This window comes from Vibrio gallaecicus (genome assembly GCF_024347495.1).
GTDB classification, from domain to species: Bacteria; Pseudomonadota; Gammaproteobacteria; order Enterobacterales; family Vibrionaceae; genus Vibrio; species Vibrio gallaecicus.
Genome location: NZ_AP025490.1, coordinates 2610624 through 2630290, shown reverse-complemented (window position 1 = coordinate 2630290; position 19667 = coordinate 2610624). Strand labels below are relative to the sequence as shown.

The 19667-nt window shown below is 42.0% G+C and carries 14 protein-coding genes; 11 read left to right on the top strand and 3 right to left on the bottom strand.

Features of this window, described 5'->3' with window-relative positions; genetic code table 11:
* Positions 1-80 precede the first annotated feature (80 nt).
* Positions 81-2141 carry a putative bifunctional diguanylate cyclase/phosphodiesterase gene (locus OCU78_RS11370; RefSeq protein ID WP_137373456.1) on the bottom strand — a complete coding sequence of 687 codons (2061 nt, stop codon included), beginning with the start codon at positions 2139-2141 and terminating at the stop codon, positions 81-83.
* Positions 2142-2377: 236 nt separating this feature from the next.
* On the opposite strand from OCU78_RS11370, the gene prfC reads away from it, so the two are divergent.
* From prfC to deoD, 8 genes are all read left to right on the top strand, one after another.
* The gene (gene prfC / locus OCU78_RS11365) at positions 2378-3967 is read left to right on the top strand and encodes a peptide chain release factor 3 (protein WP_137373457.1); all 1590 of its coding nucleotides are present in this window, start codon (positions 2378-2380) and stop codon (positions 3965-3967) included.
* A 180-nt stretch (positions 3968-4147) separates the two neighbouring features.
* On the top strand, positions 4148-4324 hold the full coding sequence (locus tag OCU78_RS11360; RefSeq protein ID WP_167494034.1) for a DUF5363 family protein: 177 nt from the start codon (positions 4148-4150) through the stop codon (positions 4322-4324).
* Complete coding sequence (locus OCU78_RS11355; RefSeq protein ID WP_373367625.1) at positions 4266-5084, top strand: TatD family hydrolase; 819 nt, start codon at positions 4266-4268, stop codon at positions 5082-5084. Before OCU78_RS11360 ends, OCU78_RS11355 begins: the two co-directional genes overlap by 59 nt.
* Positions 5085-5288: 204 nt before the next feature.
* Positions 5289-6551 carry a NupC/NupG family nucleoside CNT transporter gene (locus OCU78_RS11350; RefSeq protein WP_137373459.1) on the top strand — a complete coding sequence of 421 codons (1263 nt, stop codon included), beginning with the start codon at positions 5289-5291 and terminating at the stop codon, positions 6549-6551.
* Positions 6552-7143: 592 nt separating this feature from the next.
* Complete coding sequence (gene deoC, locus OCU78_RS11345; RefSeq protein WP_137373460.1) at positions 7144-7920, top strand: deoxyribose-phosphate aldolase; 777 nt, start codon at positions 7144-7146, stop codon at positions 7918-7920.
* A gap of 111 nt (positions 7921-8031) precedes the next feature.
* A complete protein-coding gene (gene deoA, locus OCU78_RS11340; protein WP_137373461.1) occupies positions 8032-9360 on the top strand; it encodes a thymidine phosphorylase in 1329 nt (442 codons plus the stop codon).
* Between the two features lie 21 nt (positions 9361-9381).
* Positions 9382-10602: a phosphopentomutase gene (locus tag OCU78_RS11335; protein ID WP_137373462.1), complete on the top strand. Its 1221-nt coding sequence runs from the start codon at positions 9382-9384 to the stop codon at positions 10600-10602.
* A gap of 64 nt (positions 10603-10666) precedes the next feature.
* Positions 10667-11383, top strand: coding sequence for a purine-nucleoside phosphorylase (gene deoD / locus OCU78_RS11330; protein WP_137373463.1), 717 nt, complete (start codon positions 10667-10669; stop codon positions 11381-11383).
* A gap of 175 nt (positions 11384-11558) precedes the next feature.
* Here the strand turns inward: deoD and OCU78_RS11325 are convergent, their stop codons facing one another.
* On the bottom strand, positions 11559-12170 hold the full coding sequence (locus OCU78_RS11325; RefSeq protein WP_137373464.1) for a YtjB family periplasmic protein: 612 nt from the start codon (positions 12168-12170) through the stop codon (positions 11559-11561).
* Positions 12171-12278: 108 nt separating this feature from the next.
* On the opposite strand from OCU78_RS11325, the gene serB reads away from it, so the two are divergent.
* Positions 12279-13259 (top strand): phosphoserine phosphatase, encoded by a 981-nt coding sequence (serB, locus tag OCU78_RS11320; protein ID WP_137373465.1) that lies wholly within the window; start codon positions 12279-12281, stop codon positions 13257-13259.
* Positions 13260-13368: 109 nt separating this feature from the next.
* Here the strand turns inward: serB and OCU78_RS11315 are convergent, their stop codons facing one another.
* Positions 13369-15717, bottom strand: coding sequence for a PilZ domain-containing protein (locus OCU78_RS11315; RefSeq protein WP_137373466.1), 2349 nt, complete (start codon positions 15715-15717; stop codon positions 13369-13371).
* Between the two features lie 179 nt (positions 15718-15896).
* Between OCU78_RS11315 and radA the strand changes: the two genes are divergently transcribed.
* Both radA and fusA read left to right on the top strand, forming a co-directional pair.
* Positions 15897-17276: a DNA repair protein RadA gene (radA, locus tag OCU78_RS11310; RefSeq protein ID WP_137373467.1), complete on the top strand. Its 1380-nt coding sequence runs from the start codon at positions 15897-15899 to the stop codon at positions 17274-17276.
* Between the two features lie 234 nt (positions 17277-17510).
* Positions 17511-19595, top strand: coding sequence for an elongation factor G (gene fusA / locus OCU78_RS11305; RefSeq protein ID WP_137373468.1), 2085 nt, complete (start codon positions 17511-17513; stop codon positions 19593-19595).
* The last annotated feature ends 72 nt before the right edge of the window (positions 19596-19667 follow it).

The following is a 19667-nucleotide window of genomic DNA, read 5'->3' as shown; positions in this document are numbered from 1 at the left end:
AAATGCTGTGTCTTAAATTGAGCGAGTGAGCAAGCAAGGCTATCCTCATTAGCTCATTAGCTCATTAGCTCATTAGCTCATTAGCTCATTCGTTCATTTCTTGTTGCTAAAGGTTCCTCGCTTTTCAATTCATAGTGGTAATTCAATAATCGCTGAGTGACTTCACTTACGGGTAAAGGCTTATCAAATAGGTACCCTTGAAATTGCTTACAGCCTAAGGCTTTTAATGAATCGAGTTCAGGTATTTCTTCCACTCCTTCAGCTATGACTTCTAGGTTTAATCGTTGTGCAGTCATAATGATTGTGTCGACAATGGCTTGATCACTTTCATCTAAATGCAGCTGGGTAACAAAAGAGCGATCTATTTTCAAAACATCTACAGCGAGATGTTTTAAGTAGCGAAGAGAAGAGTAGCCAGTACCGAAGTCATCAATAGATATTTTTAAGTTATGTTCTTTAAGCTGCGCCATTTTTCGGATGGCATCATCGACATTCTCAAGCAGTAAACTTTCCGTTATTTCAAGCTCTATATTTTCTCCAGTGATACCGGCTTGAGATAAAGTGTGGGTTATGTGCTCGACAAAAGACTCTTGAGAAAATTGCAGAGGGCTAATGTTTATGGCGAGACGATGGAAGCATTCAGGTAAAACGCCTTGTTTTTCCCAGCTCGCATATTGGTAGCAAGCCTGCTCTATGATCCAATCCCCAATTTTCAAAATTTGCCCGGTTTCTTCTGCAATCGGCATAAATACACCAGGAGGTAGCAAACCGCGATCCGGGTGATTCCAGCGAATTAAAGCTTCCACCCCGATGATTTCATGTTTGTCATTCACCTGTGGTTGATAGTAAAGCTCTAATTGATCTTTACTCAGAGCTTCATGTAGACCCTTTTCAATATCAAGAAAGGTTTCAACCTGAGCTTGCATCTCAGGTTCATAAAACATGTATTTATTCCGACCTGCCACTTTGGCTCGGTAGAGCGCTGTATCGGCTTGACGCAATACATCAATACTGGTTATCCCTTCTGAAGGGAACATGGAAATACCAATACTCACAGTGCAATAAAGCTGGTGGTCATCAATGGAGTAAGGGTTAGAGATTAAAGCCAACAATTGTTTTGCCATATCTGGAGCTTGCTCGATTTTGATGTCAGGCATTAAAATCGCAAACTCATCCCCGCCTATTCTCGCGGCAATATCTTGTTCTTTCACCCAAGCTTCAATTCTCATAGAGATAGCTTTAATTAAATGGTCTCCAATCGTGTGACCTAATGAATCGTTGATAGTTTTGAAGCGATCCAAGTCTAAATAAAATAAAGCTCCAGACGTTTTAGACTTCATGGCTGAACTGATGGTCTCATTGAGTTTTTTCAGTAATAAGCTACGGTTTGCCAGCCCTGTTAACGTATCAAAATACGCAAGTTGATTAAGTTGGTTTTCAGCCGCTTCACGAGCTTGCCAAATGTTATGAAAGGATGTCGCGAGCCGGCTTAATTCATCCTGTCGATTATTCATCGGAAGTGGGAGAGCGGTTTGACGATTTTGAAGAGATTGCACCCATTCAATTAATGTCACGATTGGTTTTGACAGCTTGTAATAGAAGAAAGCCAGCAAAATAGTGGTCAGTAATATATTTCGAATGAGATCAAAAATAAGTATCCGGCTGGATTTAGAAATAAATGCTTCAGCTATGGTGGTTCCATTGACTGAAAAATTGAGCGTTCCAACAATAACATTAGAATCTGGCTGATGAAGTTCAGCGCTATAAAAAGGAGTATCAGGTGTTAAGAAGTCCGAAAGTAAGCGTGTAATAAGATCTTGCTGTTCGATTACACGATCTTGTTTGGTCAGCATATCGCCAAAATCATCAATAATAGCAACGCTATAAATAGCTTTATCCATCATTAGGCTAGAGGCAACTTGATCTGCCAATAAATGATTAAGGTGATATGCCGCTTGGCTTGCATTCGAATAATTCTGCAACAGCTTGAACTGGTAATGGTCTTCAATTCGAGTTTGTTCTTGGTGTAAATCCACAACAATGTGGTAGAAGCTAAAAAACACCCCAAGAACAACGGAAACTAAGAAAACTGTTTTAGCCTGTTTAAATGCTAACGAATGTATTTTTTTTGTTGTCGTCATACCTATAACCATTATCTGCCACTTATTTAGTTATAGCTCATATTTATTGATAATTTGATCATCTATTGTAATTTCATCAACATTGCATCAAAGGTTGTGCTCGAAGCTTATATACAGACAAGTTGCCCATTGAGTAAATATAGGGGAAAATACGCCGTAATAGATTCGTCCAACTCGCTCTCATACAATTTTATTGAATTGTTTGATACATTGGCCAACCAAAGAAGAACACATTCATGTCAAATACTCCATTTATTGGTGAAGTATCTAAACGTAGAACTTTCGCCATTATCTCTCACCCGGATGCGGGTAAAACCACGATTACTGAAAAGGTACTTTTATTCGGAAACGCGATTCAAAAAGCGGGTACTGTTAAAGGCCGTGGCTCTAACCAGCATGCAAAATCTGACTGGATGGAGATGGAAAAAGAACGTGGTATCTCGGTAACTACATCTGTAATGCAGTTTCCATACAACGAATGCCTAGTGAACCTATTAGATACTCCTGGACACGAAGACTTCTCGGAAGATACTTACCGTACCTTAACTGCGGTTGATTCTTGCCTAATGGTTATTGATGCTGCGAAAGGTGTCGAAGACCGTACACGTAAGCTAATGGAAGTAACTCGTCTTCGTGATACGCCGATCGTTACATTTATGAACAAACTTGACCGTGATGTTCGTGATCCAATGGAAGTGCTGGATGAAGTGGAAAGTGAGCTAGGTATGGCTTGCGCTCCAATCTCATGGCCAATTGGTTGTGGTAAAGAGTTTAAAGGTGTTTACCATATTCACCGCGATGAAACGATTTTGTATGAATCTGGTCATGGTCATGAAATTCAAGAAGTGCGCATCATTAAAGGGTTAGATAACCCAGAGTTAGATGTTGCTGTTGGTGAAGACCTTGCTGGAAGTGTTCGTGAAGAACTAGAACTAGTGATTGGCGCATGTCCTGAGTTTGATCATGAGCTTTTTTTAGCTGGTGAGCTAACGCCTGTTTACTTTGGTACTGCATTAGGTAACTTCGGTGTGGACCACATGTTAGATGGTCTGACTGAATGGGCTCCGGGTCCACAAACCCGCCAAGCAAATGAGCGTGAAGTTGAAGCAACTGAAGAGAAGTTCTCTGGTTTCGTATTTAAGATCCAAGCAAATATGGATCCTAAGCACCGTGACCGTATTGCGTTCATGCGAATTGTATCGGGTACTTATGACCAAGGTATGAAGATGAACCATGTTCGTACTGGTAAAAATGTAAGTATTTCAGATGCAGTAACTTTCATGGCAGGCGATCGTTCTCGTGCAGAAAAAGCATACGCAGGCGACATTATCGGTTTACATAACCACGGCACAATCCAGATTGGTGATACTTTCACTCAAGGTGAAAATCTGAAGTTTTCTGGTATTCCAAACTTTGCACCTGAGTTATTCCGTCGTATTCGTTTACGTGATCCTCTTAAGCAAAAGCAACTTCTTAAAGGTCTGGTTCAATTATCTGAAGAAGGTGCGGTTCAAGTATTCCGACCACTGCAAAATAACGACCTAATTGTTGGCGCGGTTGGTGTACTTCAGTTTGATGTGGTTGTGGCTCGTCTAAAAGCAGAATACAACGTAGAAGCGATCTATGAAGGTGTTAACGTTGCAACAGCTCGCTGGGTTGAATGCGATGACGTGAAAAAGCTGGAAGAGTTTAAGCGTAAGAGCCAAGCTAACTTAGCATTAGATGGTGGTGACAACCTTTCTTATATTGCTCCAACGATGGTAAACCTGAACTTAGCTTCAGAACGTTTCCCTGAAGTTAAGTTCCGCGCTACACGCGAGCACTAATCAACTCGATAACACTCGTCTTTGGCTTTACGCTTAATCACGATGTGTATGTTTGATAAAACGCCTATTGTTCAGCAATAGGCGTTTTTTTATACTCGAAATATTATCTTGGTGATTTTTACTTCATTTATTTAGAAGTTATGAAATTACAGGGAACAAACACATGTGTGAGAGGCTGCGATGTTGAGTTGGTTAAAATCATTAGTAAGGCGATATGACAAGTGGTGTGAAGAACTTGGCTTAACACCAGAAAACAAGCGCAGTTGTGTTCCACATCGAACTGACACTATTAATGCTGATGACGAAACCACTAATACAAAGCGGTCCAACGGGAAGCACCATGACTCATTTGTTTGATACCCATTGCCATTTAGATTTTGAGGTTTTTAGTGAAGGTGTTGAGCAGTATCTTGCTGATGCAGGGAAGTCTCATGTGACTAAATTTATGGTGCCTGCAATTGGAAAAGCTAATTGGGCTCGTCTCCATGCTATTTCTAAGCAATATAGGAACGTGTACTTTGCCGTTGGTTTCCACCCTTATTTTTTGGATGATTACTCATCATCTCAATTAGAGTCACTGCGAGATTTTTTGATTCAACGTTCAGGACAATGCGTGGCAATAGGTGAATGTGGCTTAGATTTCGCGATTGGTGTCGATGTGCAAAAACAAGAGGATTTCTTTGTTGCTCAATTGACTTTAGCTACTGAGTTTAAGCTACCTATAGTAGTCCATGAAAGACAATCACATAATCGCCTTATACAACTTATTAAGCAAAATAAGTTTAAAGGTGGTGGAGTGGTTCATGGTTTTTCTGGAAGTAAACAGCAAGCGTTAGAGTGGATAAAGCTCGGTTTCTTCATTGGTGTAGGAGGAACGATAACTTATCCTAGAGCAAAAAAAACACGAACTACGATCTCAGAACTTCCGCTTGAATCATTAGTACTAGAAACGGATGCGCCGGATATGCCTTTTAATGGGTTGCAAGGGCAGCTGAATCATTCGAAATACTTAGAGGTTTTATTGAATGAACTGGCTTTGCTGAGAAAAGAAACAAAGCAATCGGTTGCAGTGCGAATGTGGCAAAACAGCCATTTGCTATTCGATATCTGTGAATAAAATCTGAATATTTTGTTTATCGTTTGCCTAAATTACACATCACCTGTGATCCGACTCACAGATGCGTGTGAATGATTCATGAATCTTATACCAAAGTGTGAGGCCGGCATTACTTTATTAGTGGTCGCATGAGTATAATTGCTCCCGCTTTATAGCTCCATTTTGTCACACGCCAATCAATAACTAATAAGGAAGTCATAAACTATGAGCCTGTTTATGAGCCTCGTCGGAATGTTTGCACTGATCGCAATCGCAGTACTACTATCCGATAACCGCAAAGCAATTAATATCAGAACAGTGGCTGGCGCTTTCGCTATCCAATTCGCACTTGGTGCATTCGTACTTTACATCCCTTGGGGTCGTGATCTACTTGCAGGTTTCTCTGCTGGTGTAGCAAACGTGATCGACTACGGTAAAGATGGTACTGGCTTCCTATTTGGTAGCCTAGTTAACTTCTCAGTTGACGGTATCGGTTTCATCTTTGCATTCCAAGTTCTACCTACACTAATCTTCTTCTCTGCTCTAATCTCTGTACTTTACTACATTGGTGCGATGCAAGTTGTAATCAAGGTTCTTGGTGGTGGTCTTCAGAAAGCTCTAGGTACTTCTCGCGCCGAGTCTATGTCTGCAGCAGCAAACATCTTCGTTGGTCAAACGGAAGCTCCTCTAGTTGTTCGCCCATTTGTTCCTAAAATGACTAACTCTGAACTATTCGCAGTAATGTGTGGTGGTTTAGCATCTGTTGCTGGTGGTGTACTAGCGGGTTACGCATCTATGGGTGTTCCTCTAGAGTACCTAGTTGCAGCGTCATTCATGGCAGCACCTGGTGGTCTACTATTCGCTAAAATCATCAAGCCTGAAACTGATGAAGTTGATGAGAACCTAGGTTCTGACATCGACGGTGGCGACGACAAGCCTGCTAACGTTATCGATGCAGCTGCTGGCGGTGCTTCTGTTGGTCTTCAACTAGCACTTAACGTAGGTGCAATGCTACTAGCATTCATCGGTCTAATCGCTCTTATCAACGGTATCCTAGGTGGCATCGGTGGTTGGTTCGGTATGGACAACCTAACTCTAGAACTTCTTCTAGGTTACATCTTCGCTCCACTAGCATTCATCATTGGTGTGCCATGGGAAGAAGCGACTATCGCTGGTTCTTTCATTGGTCAGAAGACAGTTGTTAACGAATTCGTTGCATACTTAAACTTCGTACCATACGTTGGTGAGAACGCTCAAATCGTTGAAGCGACTGGTCAAGTGATGTCTGAGAAGACTCAAGCTATCATCGCATTCGCACTATGTGGTTTCGCAAACCTTTCTTCAATTGCGATTCTTCTTGGTGGTCTAGGTGGTATTGCTCCAAACCGTCGTCACGACATCGCGCGTATGGGTGTTAAAGCGGTTATTGCTGGTACTCTATCTAACTTGATGGCAGCAACTATTGCTGGCTTCTTCCTATCTTTCTAATTCGTTAGAACTCGATATATAGACGCCATTATAATATCGCCCCGTAGCAAGAAATTGCTACGGGGCTTTTTTGTTTTAGAAACGAGCAAATATCTCTGTTGAATGGAAAGTGATAGTTTTCATCTTAGATATTCATTGAGTAAATGCAGTTTTCTAATTTATTTTGAGATACAAACCGTTTGCGTTCTAAGGAGCACTACAAATTTTGGGCTGATGCCTATAATGTATAAGCTTAAGAGATAGGATTCTCTTCTTGGCTTTACACTGATGATTCGTAATATTTGCTCCCTATAAGTGATATTGGTTTTATTAGATTAGGAATTTAGCCATACTTAGCTTTCGTTAAATGTAGCTTAGCTAGATTTGACTCAAGTTATAGATGTTAGACACAACATGACTGAATTGTTGTGCCATAGACCAAACTGGTACTGTGCGGTGACAAGGATAGCAATTGATAATGCAGTAGTGTGTTATCAAGTCTTCAGGGAACCAAGTCCGTTCATTGGTGACTACTGAGCATTTTTTTATTCTCCATCTATACTGGATGGGGGCGAAGTAGTTAACTATTTGAATATATTGATCGGAGATAGAAATGAGCGATTTAAAAGCAGCAGCTCTACGTGCACTTAAACTTATGGACCTAACTACGTTGAATGACGACGACACGAATGAAAAAGTGATCGCTCTTTGTCATGACGCGAAGACTGCAGTGGGCAACACAGCTGCAATCTGTATCTACCCTCGCTTTATTCCTATTGCTAAGAAGACACTACGTGAGCAAGGTACGCCAGAAGTTCGTATTGCTACTGTAACTAACTTCCCACACGGTAATGACGACATCGATATTGCTGTTGCAGAAACAAAAGCAGCAGTTGCGTACGGCGCAGATGAAGTTGATGTTGTCTTCCCATACCGCGCATTAATTGCTGGTAACGAAGAAGTTGGCTTTAACCTAGTTAAACAGTGTAAAGCTGCTTGTGGTGACATCACTCTTAAAGTGATCATCGAAACGGGTGAGCTAAAAGAAGAAGCTCTAATCAAGAAAGCATCTCAAATCTGTATTGAAGCAGGCGCTGACTTTATTAAAACTTCTACTGGTAAAGTGCCAGTAAACGCAACACCTGAATTTGCACGCATGATGCTTGAAGTTATTCGTGACATGGGTGTAGCAAAAACAGTTGGTTTCAAACCTGCTGGTGGCGTTCGTACAGCTGAAGATGCACAAGCATACTTAGCAATGGCTGACGAGCTTTTAGGCGCAGAATGGGCTGATAACATGCACTACCGTTTTGGTGCTTCAAGTCTTCTGACTAACCTACTTAATACATTAGAAGTAACAGACAAAACTGCGGATCCAGCAGCATACTAATTTACCCATTCGGGTATAAAAAATTAAGTCTGTTTGATGGAGTGGCGTTAAGTCACTCCATATTACCTCTTTATCCTACAACCATACTCGCTCAGAGTTTGGGAGGCACTAATGTATCTACCTCAAGAAATTATCCGTAAAAAACGCGACAACGAAATTCTTACTACTGAAGAAATCAACTTTTTCATTCAAGGCGTTGCTAAGAATGAAGTATCTGAAGGCCAAATTGCAGCATTCGCAATGGCTATTTTCTTCAATGAAATGTCTATGCCAGAGCGTATTGCACTAACTTGTGCGATGCGTGATTCAGGTATGGTTATTGATTGGAGCCACATGAACTTTGATGGTCCAATCGTTGATAAACACTCTACTGGTGGTGTGGGTGACGTAACTTCATTAATGCTTGGCCCTATGGTGGCAGCATGTGGTGGTTTCGTTCCAATGATTTCTGGACGTGGTCTAGGACACACTGGCGGTACGCTAGACAAGCTAGAATCAATTCCTGGTTACAACATTACCCCAACAAACGATGTGTTTGGTCAAGTTACTAAAGACGCTGGTGTTGCGATCATTGGTCAAACTGGCGATCTTGCACCTGCTGATAAGCGTGTTTACGCGACTCGTGATATCACGGCAACAGTAGATAACATCTCGCTAATCACTGCTTCTATCCTATCTAAGAAATTGGCTGCTGGCCTTGATTCTCTAGTCATGGATGTAAAAGTAGGTTCAGGCGCATTCATGCCAACGTATGAAGCATCTGAAGAACTTGCGAAGTCTATCGTTGCAGTAGCAAACGGTGCTGGTACGAAAACAACGGCAATCCTAACTGATATGAACCAAGTATTGGCTTCATCGGCAGGTAATGCAGTTGAAGTACGTGAAGCGGTTCAATTCCTAACGGGTGAATACCGTAACCCACGTTTATTAGAGATCACTCTAGCGTCATGTGCTGAAATGCTTGTTCTGGGTAACCTCGCGAAAGATTCAGATGAAGCACGCGAAAAACTGATGGCTGTACTGGATAACGGTAAAGCTGCAGAGTGCTTTGGTAAGATGGTTGCAGGGCTTGGTGGTCCAGCAGATTTCGTAGAAAACTACGATAATTACCTAGATAAAGCAGAAATTATTAAACCAGTGTATGCGTTAGAAAGCGGTGTCGTATCTGCGATGGATACGCGTGCAATTGGTATGGCTGTTGTTGGTATGGGTGGCGGTCGCCGCGTAGCAACAGACAGTATTGATTACGCTGTTGGTTTTGATAACTTCATTCGCCTAGGCGAAGTAGCAAGTGAAGATAAGCCATTAGCAATGATTCATGCTCGCAACGAACAACAGTGGCAAGAAGCCGCGACTGCATTACAAAATGCAATCACTGTGGGCGGAGAATATACAGCAACTCCAGATGTTTACCGTCAGATTCGTTCTGAAGACGTATAAATTACTCTGGTGGAGAGAGCAATGAAAAGAGCATTTATTTTAGTTTTAGATTCATTTGGTATTGGCGAAACTGCAGATGCAGATACATTCGGTGATGTAGGTTCTGACACTATGGGTCATATCGCAGATCACTGTGATAAAGGCTTAGCAGATAACGCTGATCGTCAAGGTCCGCTAACATTACCTAACCTGTCTAAGCTTGGCTTAGCTATGGCTCATAAAGAGTCAACAGGTCGCTTTGCTCCTGGTATGGATGCAAATGCTGAAATTATTGGTGCATACGGTCATGCAGCAGAGTTGTCTTCTGGTAAAGACACGCCATCTGGTCACTGGGAAATTGCTGGTGTACCGGTATTGTTTGATTGGGGTTACTTCACTGATAAAGAGAACAGCTTCCCTAAAGAGCTAACTGATCGCATCCTTGAGCGTGCTGGTTTGTCTGATTTCTTAGGTAACTGCCACTCATCAGGTACCGAAATCCTGGACAATCTAGGTGAAGAGCACATGAAGACGGGCTTACCAATCTTCTACACTTCAGCGGATTCAGTATTCCAAATTGCTTGTCATGAAGAGACATTCGGTCTGCAAAACTTGCTCGATCTTTGTCAAATCGCTCGCGAAGAATTAGAAGATTACAACATTGGTCGTGTTATCGCGCGTCCGTTCGTTGGCCCTGGTAAAGGTCAATTTGAGCGTACTGGTAACCGTCGTGACCTTTCTGTTGAGCCTCCAGCGGCAACTGTTCTTCAGAAACTTGTTGATGAGAAGGGTGGTAACGTTCACTCAATCGGCAAGATCTCTGATATCTATGCAGGTTGTGGTATTACTCAGAAAACTAAAGCGACAGGTATTCCTGCTTTATTCGAAGCGACAAAAGAAGCAATCAAAGAAGCGGGCGATAACACTATCGTATTCACTAACTTTGTAGACTTCGACTCAGCTTACGGTCACCGCCGTGATGTTGCAGGCTACGCTGCAGCGCTTGAGTACTTTGATGGTCGTATCAATGAAGTCATTGATATGATGGAGCAAGATGACGTACTTATCCTAACTGCCGATCACGGTTGTGATCCGACATGGCCAGGAACTGATCATACACGTGAACATATCCCAGTGATTGTTTACGGTAAGAACATCCCTGCGGGCTCTTTAGGACGTCGCGATACATTTGCAGATATTGGTCAGAGTTTAGCAACATACTTTGGCACATCGGCGATGGGACACGGTACAAGCTTTTTATAATAGTTAACTAAGAGAGAGGGAGACCTCTCTCTTCTTTTTTGGTTTGAGATAAAGGATATTTTCAATGGCAACTCCACATATTAATGCAGAAATGGGTGCATTCGCTGACGTTGTTTTAATGCCAGGTGACCCGCTACGCGCCAAGTACATCGCTGAGACTTTTTTAGATGATGTTGTACAAGTTTGTGATGTTCGAAGCATGTTTGGTTATACCGGTACTTACAAAGGTCGTAAGATCTCAGTAATGGGGCACGGTATGGGCATTCCATCTTGCTCAATCTACGTGACTGAACTTATTAAAGACTTTGGTGTTAAAAAGGTTATCCGTGTCGGCAGTTGTGGCGCTGTAAATGAAGATATTAAAGTTCGTGATGTTGTGATTGGCATGGGTGCATGTACCGATTCTAAAGTGAACCGCATTCGCTTCAAAGGTCATGACTTTGCCGCTATTGCTGACTACAAGATGGTTCGTAATGCAGAAGAAGCAGCAAAAGCTCGCGGTATTGATGTAAAAGTCGGTAACTTGTTCTCTGCTGAACTGTTTTATACGCCAGATCCTGAAATGTTCGAAGTAATGGATAAGTACGGAATTGTGGGCGTTGAAATGGAAGCGGCTGGGATCTACGGTGTTGCGGCTGAGTACGGTGCTCAAGCACTAACGATCTGTACTGTTTCAGACCACATTAAAACGGGTGAGCAAACCACATCAGATGAGCGTGCAACCACTTTTAATGAAATGATGCTGATTGCTTTAGATTCAGTTCTTCTTGGCGACGCATAATAATTATGAGTGTTAATCTTTTTATCATAAAGAGATGAGACATTTGTAATGGACAAACAAAAGCCCTCAAAACTGCCTGAGTTTTGGGGGCTTTTTTTATCTGGAATCTAATTAGAGCCAGAATATTGAATCTTAGCTTCTAGCTACTGATTGCACGGCACTTTATTTAGTGTTCTTACTGAGCCACATTCTTAAGTAGTAAGTTTTCACCAGGCTTTGTTTTCTTTTTACGGATGATTAAGATGAAAAGCATCCCACTAATAAACCCCATCAAAATCATTCCTAGCATGTAACGATCAATCCTACGGTAATGATGATCTGAAATCGAGGTCACCTTTCCGGTTTCGAAGGTCACTCTAACAAAACCTATAATGGCATTTTCTGCTGAGTAAATAGGCTCAACAAGTTGTTGTCGCCCAATGCTTGCCGTTGCGAGTGGCGTATCTAAACCTAGAATCTCTCTTACAGTGCTTGCTTGTTCACTGGATGCTAAACGAATCCCTTCAGCGTCGTAAATAGTGGCATCAAATACCAAGCGATCTTGGGATAGCTGGTTAGTCAGCTGTAGCAACCTTTCTTGATCTTGTTGAGCAATCATCTTGCTTGCTGATAAGGAGGCTTGAGAAATTAAAACCTTGGTTAGGGTTTCTAACTGTTTACTTTGAATTTTCTCGTTGCCTTTACTAATAACGACGCTATTTTTGATGGTGACAATAAACATCACACTAAGCAAAATTAAGGCAAAAATACGCAGAGCATTACGCAATGAAAAAAGTGATTCATTCATGTTTAGATAAACCTAGAGTAAACAAATTTTATATTTAGACATATTGAGACTTGCGTTTTTAAATTGCAATAGGTTAACGTCTAGCTAGGTTATTTAGGAATTACATACATGGACGCTCACAAATATTTGCCAATTAAAAGGCATACAACACTTATCACTCGGTTGCCTGAAACTCGTTTTTCATCGCAATTGTCTAAATCGAAAGCCAATTGGATCGTGTTTGCCGAGTACTTATCTCCTCAGTATTTTGATGATATTGATTTCTTCACGGGTTTTTACAACACGATTTTAGATACTTGGAAAGTGGGGCAATACGAAGTCGCCTTAATGTCCGGGAATTTGACTCCTGCGCATGAAGAAATCTTACAAGCACTAAAACTTGATTACGCAAACTTGAGTGAAGTACCTGACTTGTCTAAGCCGGGTCTGATTGTGATGGATATGGACTCAACCGCTATCCAGATCGAATGTATTGACGAAATCGCAAAGTTAGCCGGTGTGGGCACATTAGTCTCGGATATTACGGAGCGAGCAATGCAAGGTGAGCTCGACTTTGAGCAAAGTTTACGTCAGCGTGTTGGTGCATTAAAAGGTGCAGACCAAGAGATTCTAGAGCAGGTTCGTAAGACATTACCATTCATGCCTGATCTAGCTGAACTTGTGAATACGCTGAAGGCGCTTGGTTGGAAGACTGCAATTGCTTCCGGTGGCTTTACTTATTTCTCAGATTACTTAAAAGATACGTTAGATCTCGATCATGCTCAGTCAAACACCTTAGATATTGTGAATGGAAAACTGACGGGTGAAGTGCTTGGTGATGTTGTGTCAGCACAAACCAAAGCAGACATTTTGGTTGAACTAGCGGAAGAACATGAAATCGAAATCCATAACACAGTCGCAGTTGGCGATGGTGCTAATGATCTGGTGATGATGGGAGCAGCTGGTTTGGGGATCGCATATCATGCCAAACCTAAAGTTGAGGAGCAGGCTCAAACTGCTGTCCGTTATTCTGGGTTGGGTGGTGTACTGTGTATTTTATCTGGAGTTTTAGCTAAGCAGCAAAAAATCAGCTGGAAAGTAAAACCGTAGCGAATTTCAGTTTCTATTACGTTTACATTCTTAACTAAAAAGAGAAAAGCAGGCATAACGCCTGCTTTTTTATTTCTAATGTACATCTTTATCTTTATCTTTATCTGTATCAGGTTGTTAACTCTAAGCGGATAAGCACTTCTTCAGTAATATCTTCAGCTTCACCATACCCAACAAATGCTGTGACTTCCTTTTCAAGTTTACGTGCTTGATGCATGCTGACTTTGGCTAACTCTTCTAAGTCCGTCTGAAATAGGCTACTTAACGGGTTGAAAATTGGTGCAGTTGATACTCGGAGCACATAAATTTCACCCATTTGCTGTGCTTTCTTGATGAAGAGAATACGTTCTTTAACCGATGTGAAATCTTTCGTTAGCTTAGAATGAACGGATTGAATCTTCCCTGCAAATTTTATGGCGGCAATATACACGTCGTGGTGCTGTGGCTCTGCCCCTTCAATTTTTCTGAGAGGTTCAGCAAGTAATGAGTTCGAATGTCCTTTAAAGATAGGTTCTAAAGAGAAATGTTGCTCATGCCCAAGCTTTGCTAATAACATTAAGTGATTCGGCAATGGGAAGTTGACCCCAATGACTTTGGTTCTCAATGTAGAGCTTGGTTTATCAATAAAAATCGGGTTGCTGACTATTTTGCTTAAAAGAATATTGTGTAAAGATTCCAATAAAGCGTTAGTTGGAAGCAGTTCCTTTTTCTTCATCAGCTTATCTTGGTTTTGTTCTATCAAACCATTTAAGAAACCAATAGTGCGTACTGTTTTACTGTTTTCTTCAATAACCAGCTGTACATTTTTTCCATTGGGGCTCACTCGAATGACGCGATAGGGGACTGAGCTTAAAGGTAGCTTTTTGTCATAAAGTTGAAGTTCGCTGAAATTAACAGAAATTAAATCGTCAATCTTCAATACTAGAGGTTGCTCTAGCGCCAAACTTAACCCGCGCTTTGAAAGGTCAACGGTAGAACCATTTGCAGACGCATCATTAGGGCTAGTTATTTGCAGTGGCGATTTGAATTGGTATCTTGGTTCTTTACGACGCGACTGGGAATCAAAGTAAATACTTTGAATATTTCCTATCACTTTTCGAGGGTGACGGAAGCGATTCAGCTCACTACTAGCAATTCTTGGTTTTTCAGAAAGTAAGTAATCCTGAGCGCTTTCTTCATCGCCAATCTCCTGCAAAATACCACAGTGCGTTAATCCATCAGAGCTTTGAGCTAAGCTGTCGGAGTGAGAGGCTAACGCTTGTCGTTCTTCTTTTGACAACTCGAATACAGAAAATTTGAAAGCTTTCCAACTCTTGCGCTTGGCACCGACATGCCAAAATAATTGTCTTTGTTCTCTTGAGGCTTCAGGGAGCATCATTGAATAAAATAATGTTTTATCTTGGTGAACATGAGTAAAAGAATAAATAACAGTGCTCGTGCCTTTAACACCAGGCTTAGCTAGCTGTTTCATTCTCTGTTCGTTAAACAAAGTGCCGAGAGCATGCTGGTTGCGCTCATCATGCCAATACTGCCACAACGGGTGGTTGTTATCTGTTAGTAAGGCGAGCTTGAGTTCATCTTCTTTAAAAAAGAGTGGCAAATTACAAGTGTGCTTTAAAAAGGTATGTTCAAAGCCTCGAGAGCGAGCTCGTATTATTTTGTCTTGGTTCTCATGCTGTGTTTTTTTACTTGTGCTGTGCAGAGCCTCATCAATCAATTGACTCATGATATTAGTATCTGTGAGGCGGATGGTTCTGAGATACTTAACAGCATTGTTTTCGTAAGAGTCGTCTATACCTAAGACTCTAAATTCAACAGCGTCACTCACATCAGTTAATGATGATTTTTCTGCCAATTCAGTAAATGAAACGGCAATGACTTCGCCTAAGTTATATTTGAATGCGCTCGGGACTTTGAACTTAGCCCCTGACGGAGAAATATCGACAGTAACGGCTTGTAATACTTGCCCCTTAGAAGCTTTGACTTCGACTTGAGAATGAAGTCGAAGTCGGTTTTCTTTGCGTTTAAGATCGTAACCTAGGTTGATCGGTTCCGCTTCGTAAGGGCTACTGGCGCTGGTAAGTTCTTTGGTTTCAGCTGGTGGTTTATTGACATTATTTGTTCGGAAGGTGTTTCGAGAGTTGATTAGATTCTCCCATACACCTTCAGTATAACCTTTGAATTTTATTGTGCCTTTTTGATACGCGTTAAATGCAATATCATCTAACCAGTGCTTACGACCATCTAAAACGTATTGATGGCACTCTGTATCGACTCGACCTCGTAAATCAATGCTCTTAGTACACGGAGCCATGATACGATTCAATTCCATCTTAACGAGTAATTTGAGCGACGGGGATTCCCCTTCTGTCATTTGTGCAAGAAGGTAATCAAAGTCACTGGCATGGTAAGCGGAGATAAGCCGCTCAGCTAAAGATAGAATTTCAGATTGCTGCATACTTTTATTGTTAAAATGGTCTGGGCATTTATGTTATCGACTAGTTACCTTCGATCTTTAAGTATAAGTAAGCTTACTGCAACTTTTATTTTCATGCGTACGGTCAACTGAGTCACAGAGTTTTAAATTTTAGGTTACTTAGTACAACTTTAATTATGTTGTATAACAATTGAGGTCATATGGCTAAAGCGAAACGAGCATATGTATGTAACGACTGTGGCGCAGACTTTCCGCGTTGGCAAGGTCAGTGCAATGCATGTGGGGCATGGAACACAATAACGGAAGTCAGGTTAGCTGCGTCGCCACAAGTTGCGAGAAATGAAAGGTTATCTGGTTATGCAGGTGGAGCGACGGAATCAGCCGTTCAGACTCTTTCTGAAATTAACCTTCAAGAAGTCCCACGCTTTAGTAGTGGCTTTAAAGAGCTCGATCGTGTGCTTGGTGGTGGTGTTGTTCCGGGTGCAGCGATTTTGATTGGTGGTAACCCTGGTGCCGGTAAGTCGACACTGCTGTTACAAACAATGTGTTTGTTGTCTTCGCAGATACCAACCTTATATGTCACGGGTGAAGAATCATTACAGCAAGTCGCCATGCGAGCTTCTCGCTTGGGTTTGCCTAAAGATCATTTGAAGATGCTGTCTGAGACCAATGTCGACAAAATTTGCCAAGTTGCAGAGAAAGAACAACCCAAAATAATGGTGATCGATTCGATTCAAGTTATGCATGTGGCGGATGTGCAATCCTCACCGGGTAGTGTTGCTCAAGTTCGAGAATCGGCGACGGCTTTGACTCGTTATGCCAAGCAAAATAATGTTGCGGTATTCTTAGTAGGTCATGTAACTAAAGACGGCACATTGGCAGGACCTAAAGTTCTGGAACATATTATCGACTGTTCGGTTTTGCTAGATGGTGGAACGGATAGCCGGTTTAGAACACTTCGAAGTCATAAAAACCGTTTTGGTGCTGTGAATGAACTAGGCGTTTTTGCAATGACAGAGCAAGGTTTGAAGGAGGTAAGTAACCCTTCAGCTATATTCTTGTCTCGCGGTGAAGAGGAAACGTCAGGCAGCTCGGTTATGGTTGTCTGGGAGGGCACTCGACCTTTACTTGTCGAAATTCAAGCCTTGGTGGATTACTCACAACTGGCTAACCCGCGTCGTGTCGCGGTTGGTCTTGAACAGAATCGCTTATCACTCCTGCTGGCAGTATTACATAAACACGGTGGTTTGCAGATGGCTGACCAAGATGTATTTGTCAATGTAGTCGGGGGCGTTAAAGTAACCGAAACCAGTGCTGACCTAGCATTAGTGATGGCGCTTTTATCGAGCTTTAGAGACCGCGCGCTACCAAAAGATGTGGTTGTATTTGGTGAAGTTGGTTTAGCCGGTGAAATTCGCCCTGTACCAAGTGGACAAGAACGTTTAAATGAAGCGTTTAAGCATGGGTTTACTAAGGCGATTGTACCTGCGGCAAATATGCCCAAAGGTGGGATTCCTGGAATGCAAATCCATGGGGTTAAAAAGCTTTCGGAAGCAATTAATGCCTTTGATGAGTTGTAATCAATTTTACTTCAGCTAATCTATAGGTCAGTAATCAGCTTAGGGTTATTAAATAACATTTAATGATTCTAACCTTTTAATAAACAATCGCTTAGATTGTTTTAATTGAGTCACCTTTTCATTTTATTCTGAAAAGGTGAAGTTTTTCAATCTCAAATGCATGCAAAGCTATCAGTCTTCACAGATTGTGATATACTCTGCGCGCATTTTATATCCTATTAACAGAGTAAGACAATGGCAGATTTATCGAAATACAGAAACATTGGTATTTTCGCGCACGTTGATGCGGGTAAAACTACTACCACTGAGCGTATCCTTAAGCTAACTGGTCAAATCCACAAGACTGGTGAAGTACATGATGGCGAATCAACGACTGACTTCATGGAACAGGAAGCTGAGCGCGGAATTACTATCCAATCAGCAGCTGTAAGCTGTTTCTGGAACGGTCACCGTCTAAACGTTATCGATACTCCTGGACACGTTGACTTCACAGTTGAAGTATACCGTTCTCTTAAAGTACTTGATGGCGGTATCGGTGTATTCTGTGGTTCTGGTGGTGTTGAACCACAATCAGAAACTAACTGGCGTTACGCTAACGAATCAGAAGTATCTCGTCTGATCTTCGTTAACAAACTAGACCGTATGGGTGCTGATTTCTACAACGTTGTTGACCAAGTTAAAAACGTTCTAGGCGCAAACCCACTAGTTATGGTTCTACCAATTGGTCGTGAAGACGAATTCGTTGGTGTTGTAGACCTACTAAGCCGTAAAGCATACGTTTGGGATGACACTGGTCTTCCTGAAAACTACGAAATCCTAGATGTTCCTGCGGACATGGTAGATGACGTAGAGCAATACCGTGAAGAGCTAATCGAAACTGCTGTAGAGCAAGACGATGACCTAATGGAAGCTTACATGGAAGGTGAAGAGCCTTCTATCGAAGACATCAAGCGTTGTATCCGTAAAGGTACTCGTGACCTAGCGTTCTTCCCAACTTTCTGTGGTTCTGCATTCAAAAACAAGGGCGTACAAATCGTTCTTGACGCTGTTGTAGATTACCTACCTTCTCCAACTGAAGTTGATCCTCAACCTCTAATGGACGAAGCTGGCGAAGAAACTGGCGAACACGCTATCGTTTCTACAGAAGAAACTTTCAAAGCGCTTGCATTCAAAATCATGGATGACCGTTTTGGTGCTCTAACTTTCGTTCGTATTTACTCTGGTAAATTGAACAAAGGTGACACGATTCTTAACTCATTCACAGGTAAAACTGAGCGTGTTGGCCGTATGGTTGAGATGCAAGCTGATGACCGTAACGAATTAACTAGCGCACAAGCTGGTGACATCATTGCGATCGTTGGTATGAAGAACGTGCAAACTGGTCACACTCTATGTGATCCAAAAGATCAAGTAACGCTTGAGCCAATGGTTTTCCCAACTCCAGTAATCTCTATCGCTGTATCTCCAAAAGATAAAGGCGGTTCTGAGAAAATGGGTATCGCGATCGGTAAAATGGTTGCAGAAGATCCATCTTTCCAAGTTGAGACTGACGAAGAAACTGGCGAAACTATCCTGAAAGGTATGGGTGAGCTTCACCTAGACATCAAGGTAGATATCCTTAAGCGTACATACGGCGTTGACCTAACTGTAGGTGCTCCTCAAGTTGCTTACCGTGAAACTATCACTCAAGCAATTGAAGATAGCTACACGCACAAGAAGCAATCTGGTGGTTCTGGTCAATTCGGTAAGATCGATTACCGTATCAAACCAGGCGAAGCTGGTTCAGGCTTCAAGTTCAATTCTGTAGTTGTGGGCGGTAACGTTCCTAAAGAATTCTGGCCTGCAGTTGAGAAAGGCTTTGCTGGCATGATGGATAACGGCGTACTAGCTGGCTTCCCTACGCTAGACGTTGAAGTTGAACTTTACGATGGTGGTTTCCACGCAGTCGATTCATCTGCTATCGCATTTGAAATCGCAGCGAAAGGCGCATTCCGTCAATCTATGCCTAAAGCTGGCGCGCAACTTCTTGAGCCTATCATGAACGTTGACGTGTTCACTCCAGACGATCACGTTGGTGATGTTATCGGTGACCTTAACCGTCGTCGTGGCATGATCAAAGATCAACAAGCTGGTGTTACTGGTGTTCGTATTAAAGCTGACGTACCTCTTTCTGAGATGTTCGGCTACATCGGTCACCTACGTACTATCACTTCTGGTCGTGGCCAATTCTCTATGGAATTCGCACAATACTCACCATGTCCAACTAACGTTGCTGACGAAGTGATTGCAAAAGTTAAAGCAGAAAAAGAAGCTAAGTAATTAGCCCTTATCTGAAATAACTTAAAAAGCCCCGCTAGTTTAACTAGCGGGGCTTTTGTTTATTAGTAACAC

Coding starts and splice junctions, on each gene's coding strand:
- fusA (WP_137373468.1), top strand. CDS start 17,511: ATGGCAGATTTATCGAAATACAGAAACATTGGTATTTTCGCGCACGTT.
- OCU78_RS11325 (WP_137373464.1), bottom strand. CDS start 12,170: ATGAATGAATCACTTTTTTCATTGCGTAATGCTCTGCGTATTTTTGCC.
- deoA (WP_137373461.1), top strand. CDS start 8,032: ATGTATCTACCTCAAGAAATTATCCGTAAAAAACGCGACAACGAAATT.
- deoD (WP_137373463.1), top strand. CDS start 10,667: ATGGCAACTCCACATATTAATGCAGAAATGGGTGCATTCGCTGACGTT.
- OCU78_RS11355 (WP_373367625.1), top strand. CDS start 4,266: ATGACGAAACCACTAATACAAAGCGGTCCAACGGGAAGCACCATGACT.
- deoC (WP_137373460.1), top strand. CDS start 7,144: ATGAGCGATTTAAAAGCAGCAGCTCTACGTGCACTTAAACTTATGGAC.
- OCU78_RS11370 (WP_137373456.1), bottom strand. CDS start 2,141: ATGACGACAACAAAAAAAATACATTCGTTAGCATTTAAACAGGCTAAA.
- serB (WP_137373465.1), top strand. CDS start 12,279: ATGGACGCTCACAAATATTTGCCAATTAAAAGGCATACAACACTTATC.
- OCU78_RS11315 (WP_137373466.1), bottom strand. CDS start 15,717: ATGCAGCAATCTGAAATTCTATCTTTAGCTGAGCGGCTTATCTCCGCT.
- OCU78_RS11335 (WP_137373462.1), top strand. CDS start 9,382: ATGAAAAGAGCATTTATTTTAGTTTTAGATTCATTTGGTATTGGCGAA.
- prfC (WP_137373457.1), top strand. CDS start 2,378: ATGTCAAATACTCCATTTATTGGTGAAGTATCTAAACGTAGAACTTTC.
- OCU78_RS11350 (WP_137373459.1), top strand. CDS start 5,289: ATGAGCCTGTTTATGAGCCTCGTCGGAATGTTTGCACTGATCGCAATC.
- radA (WP_137373467.1), top strand. CDS start 15,897: ATGGCTAAAGCGAAACGAGCATATGTATGTAACGACTGTGGCGCAGAC.
- OCU78_RS11360 (WP_167494034.1), top strand. CDS start 4,148: ATGTTGAGTTGGTTAAAATCATTAGTAAGGCGATATGACAAGTGGTGT.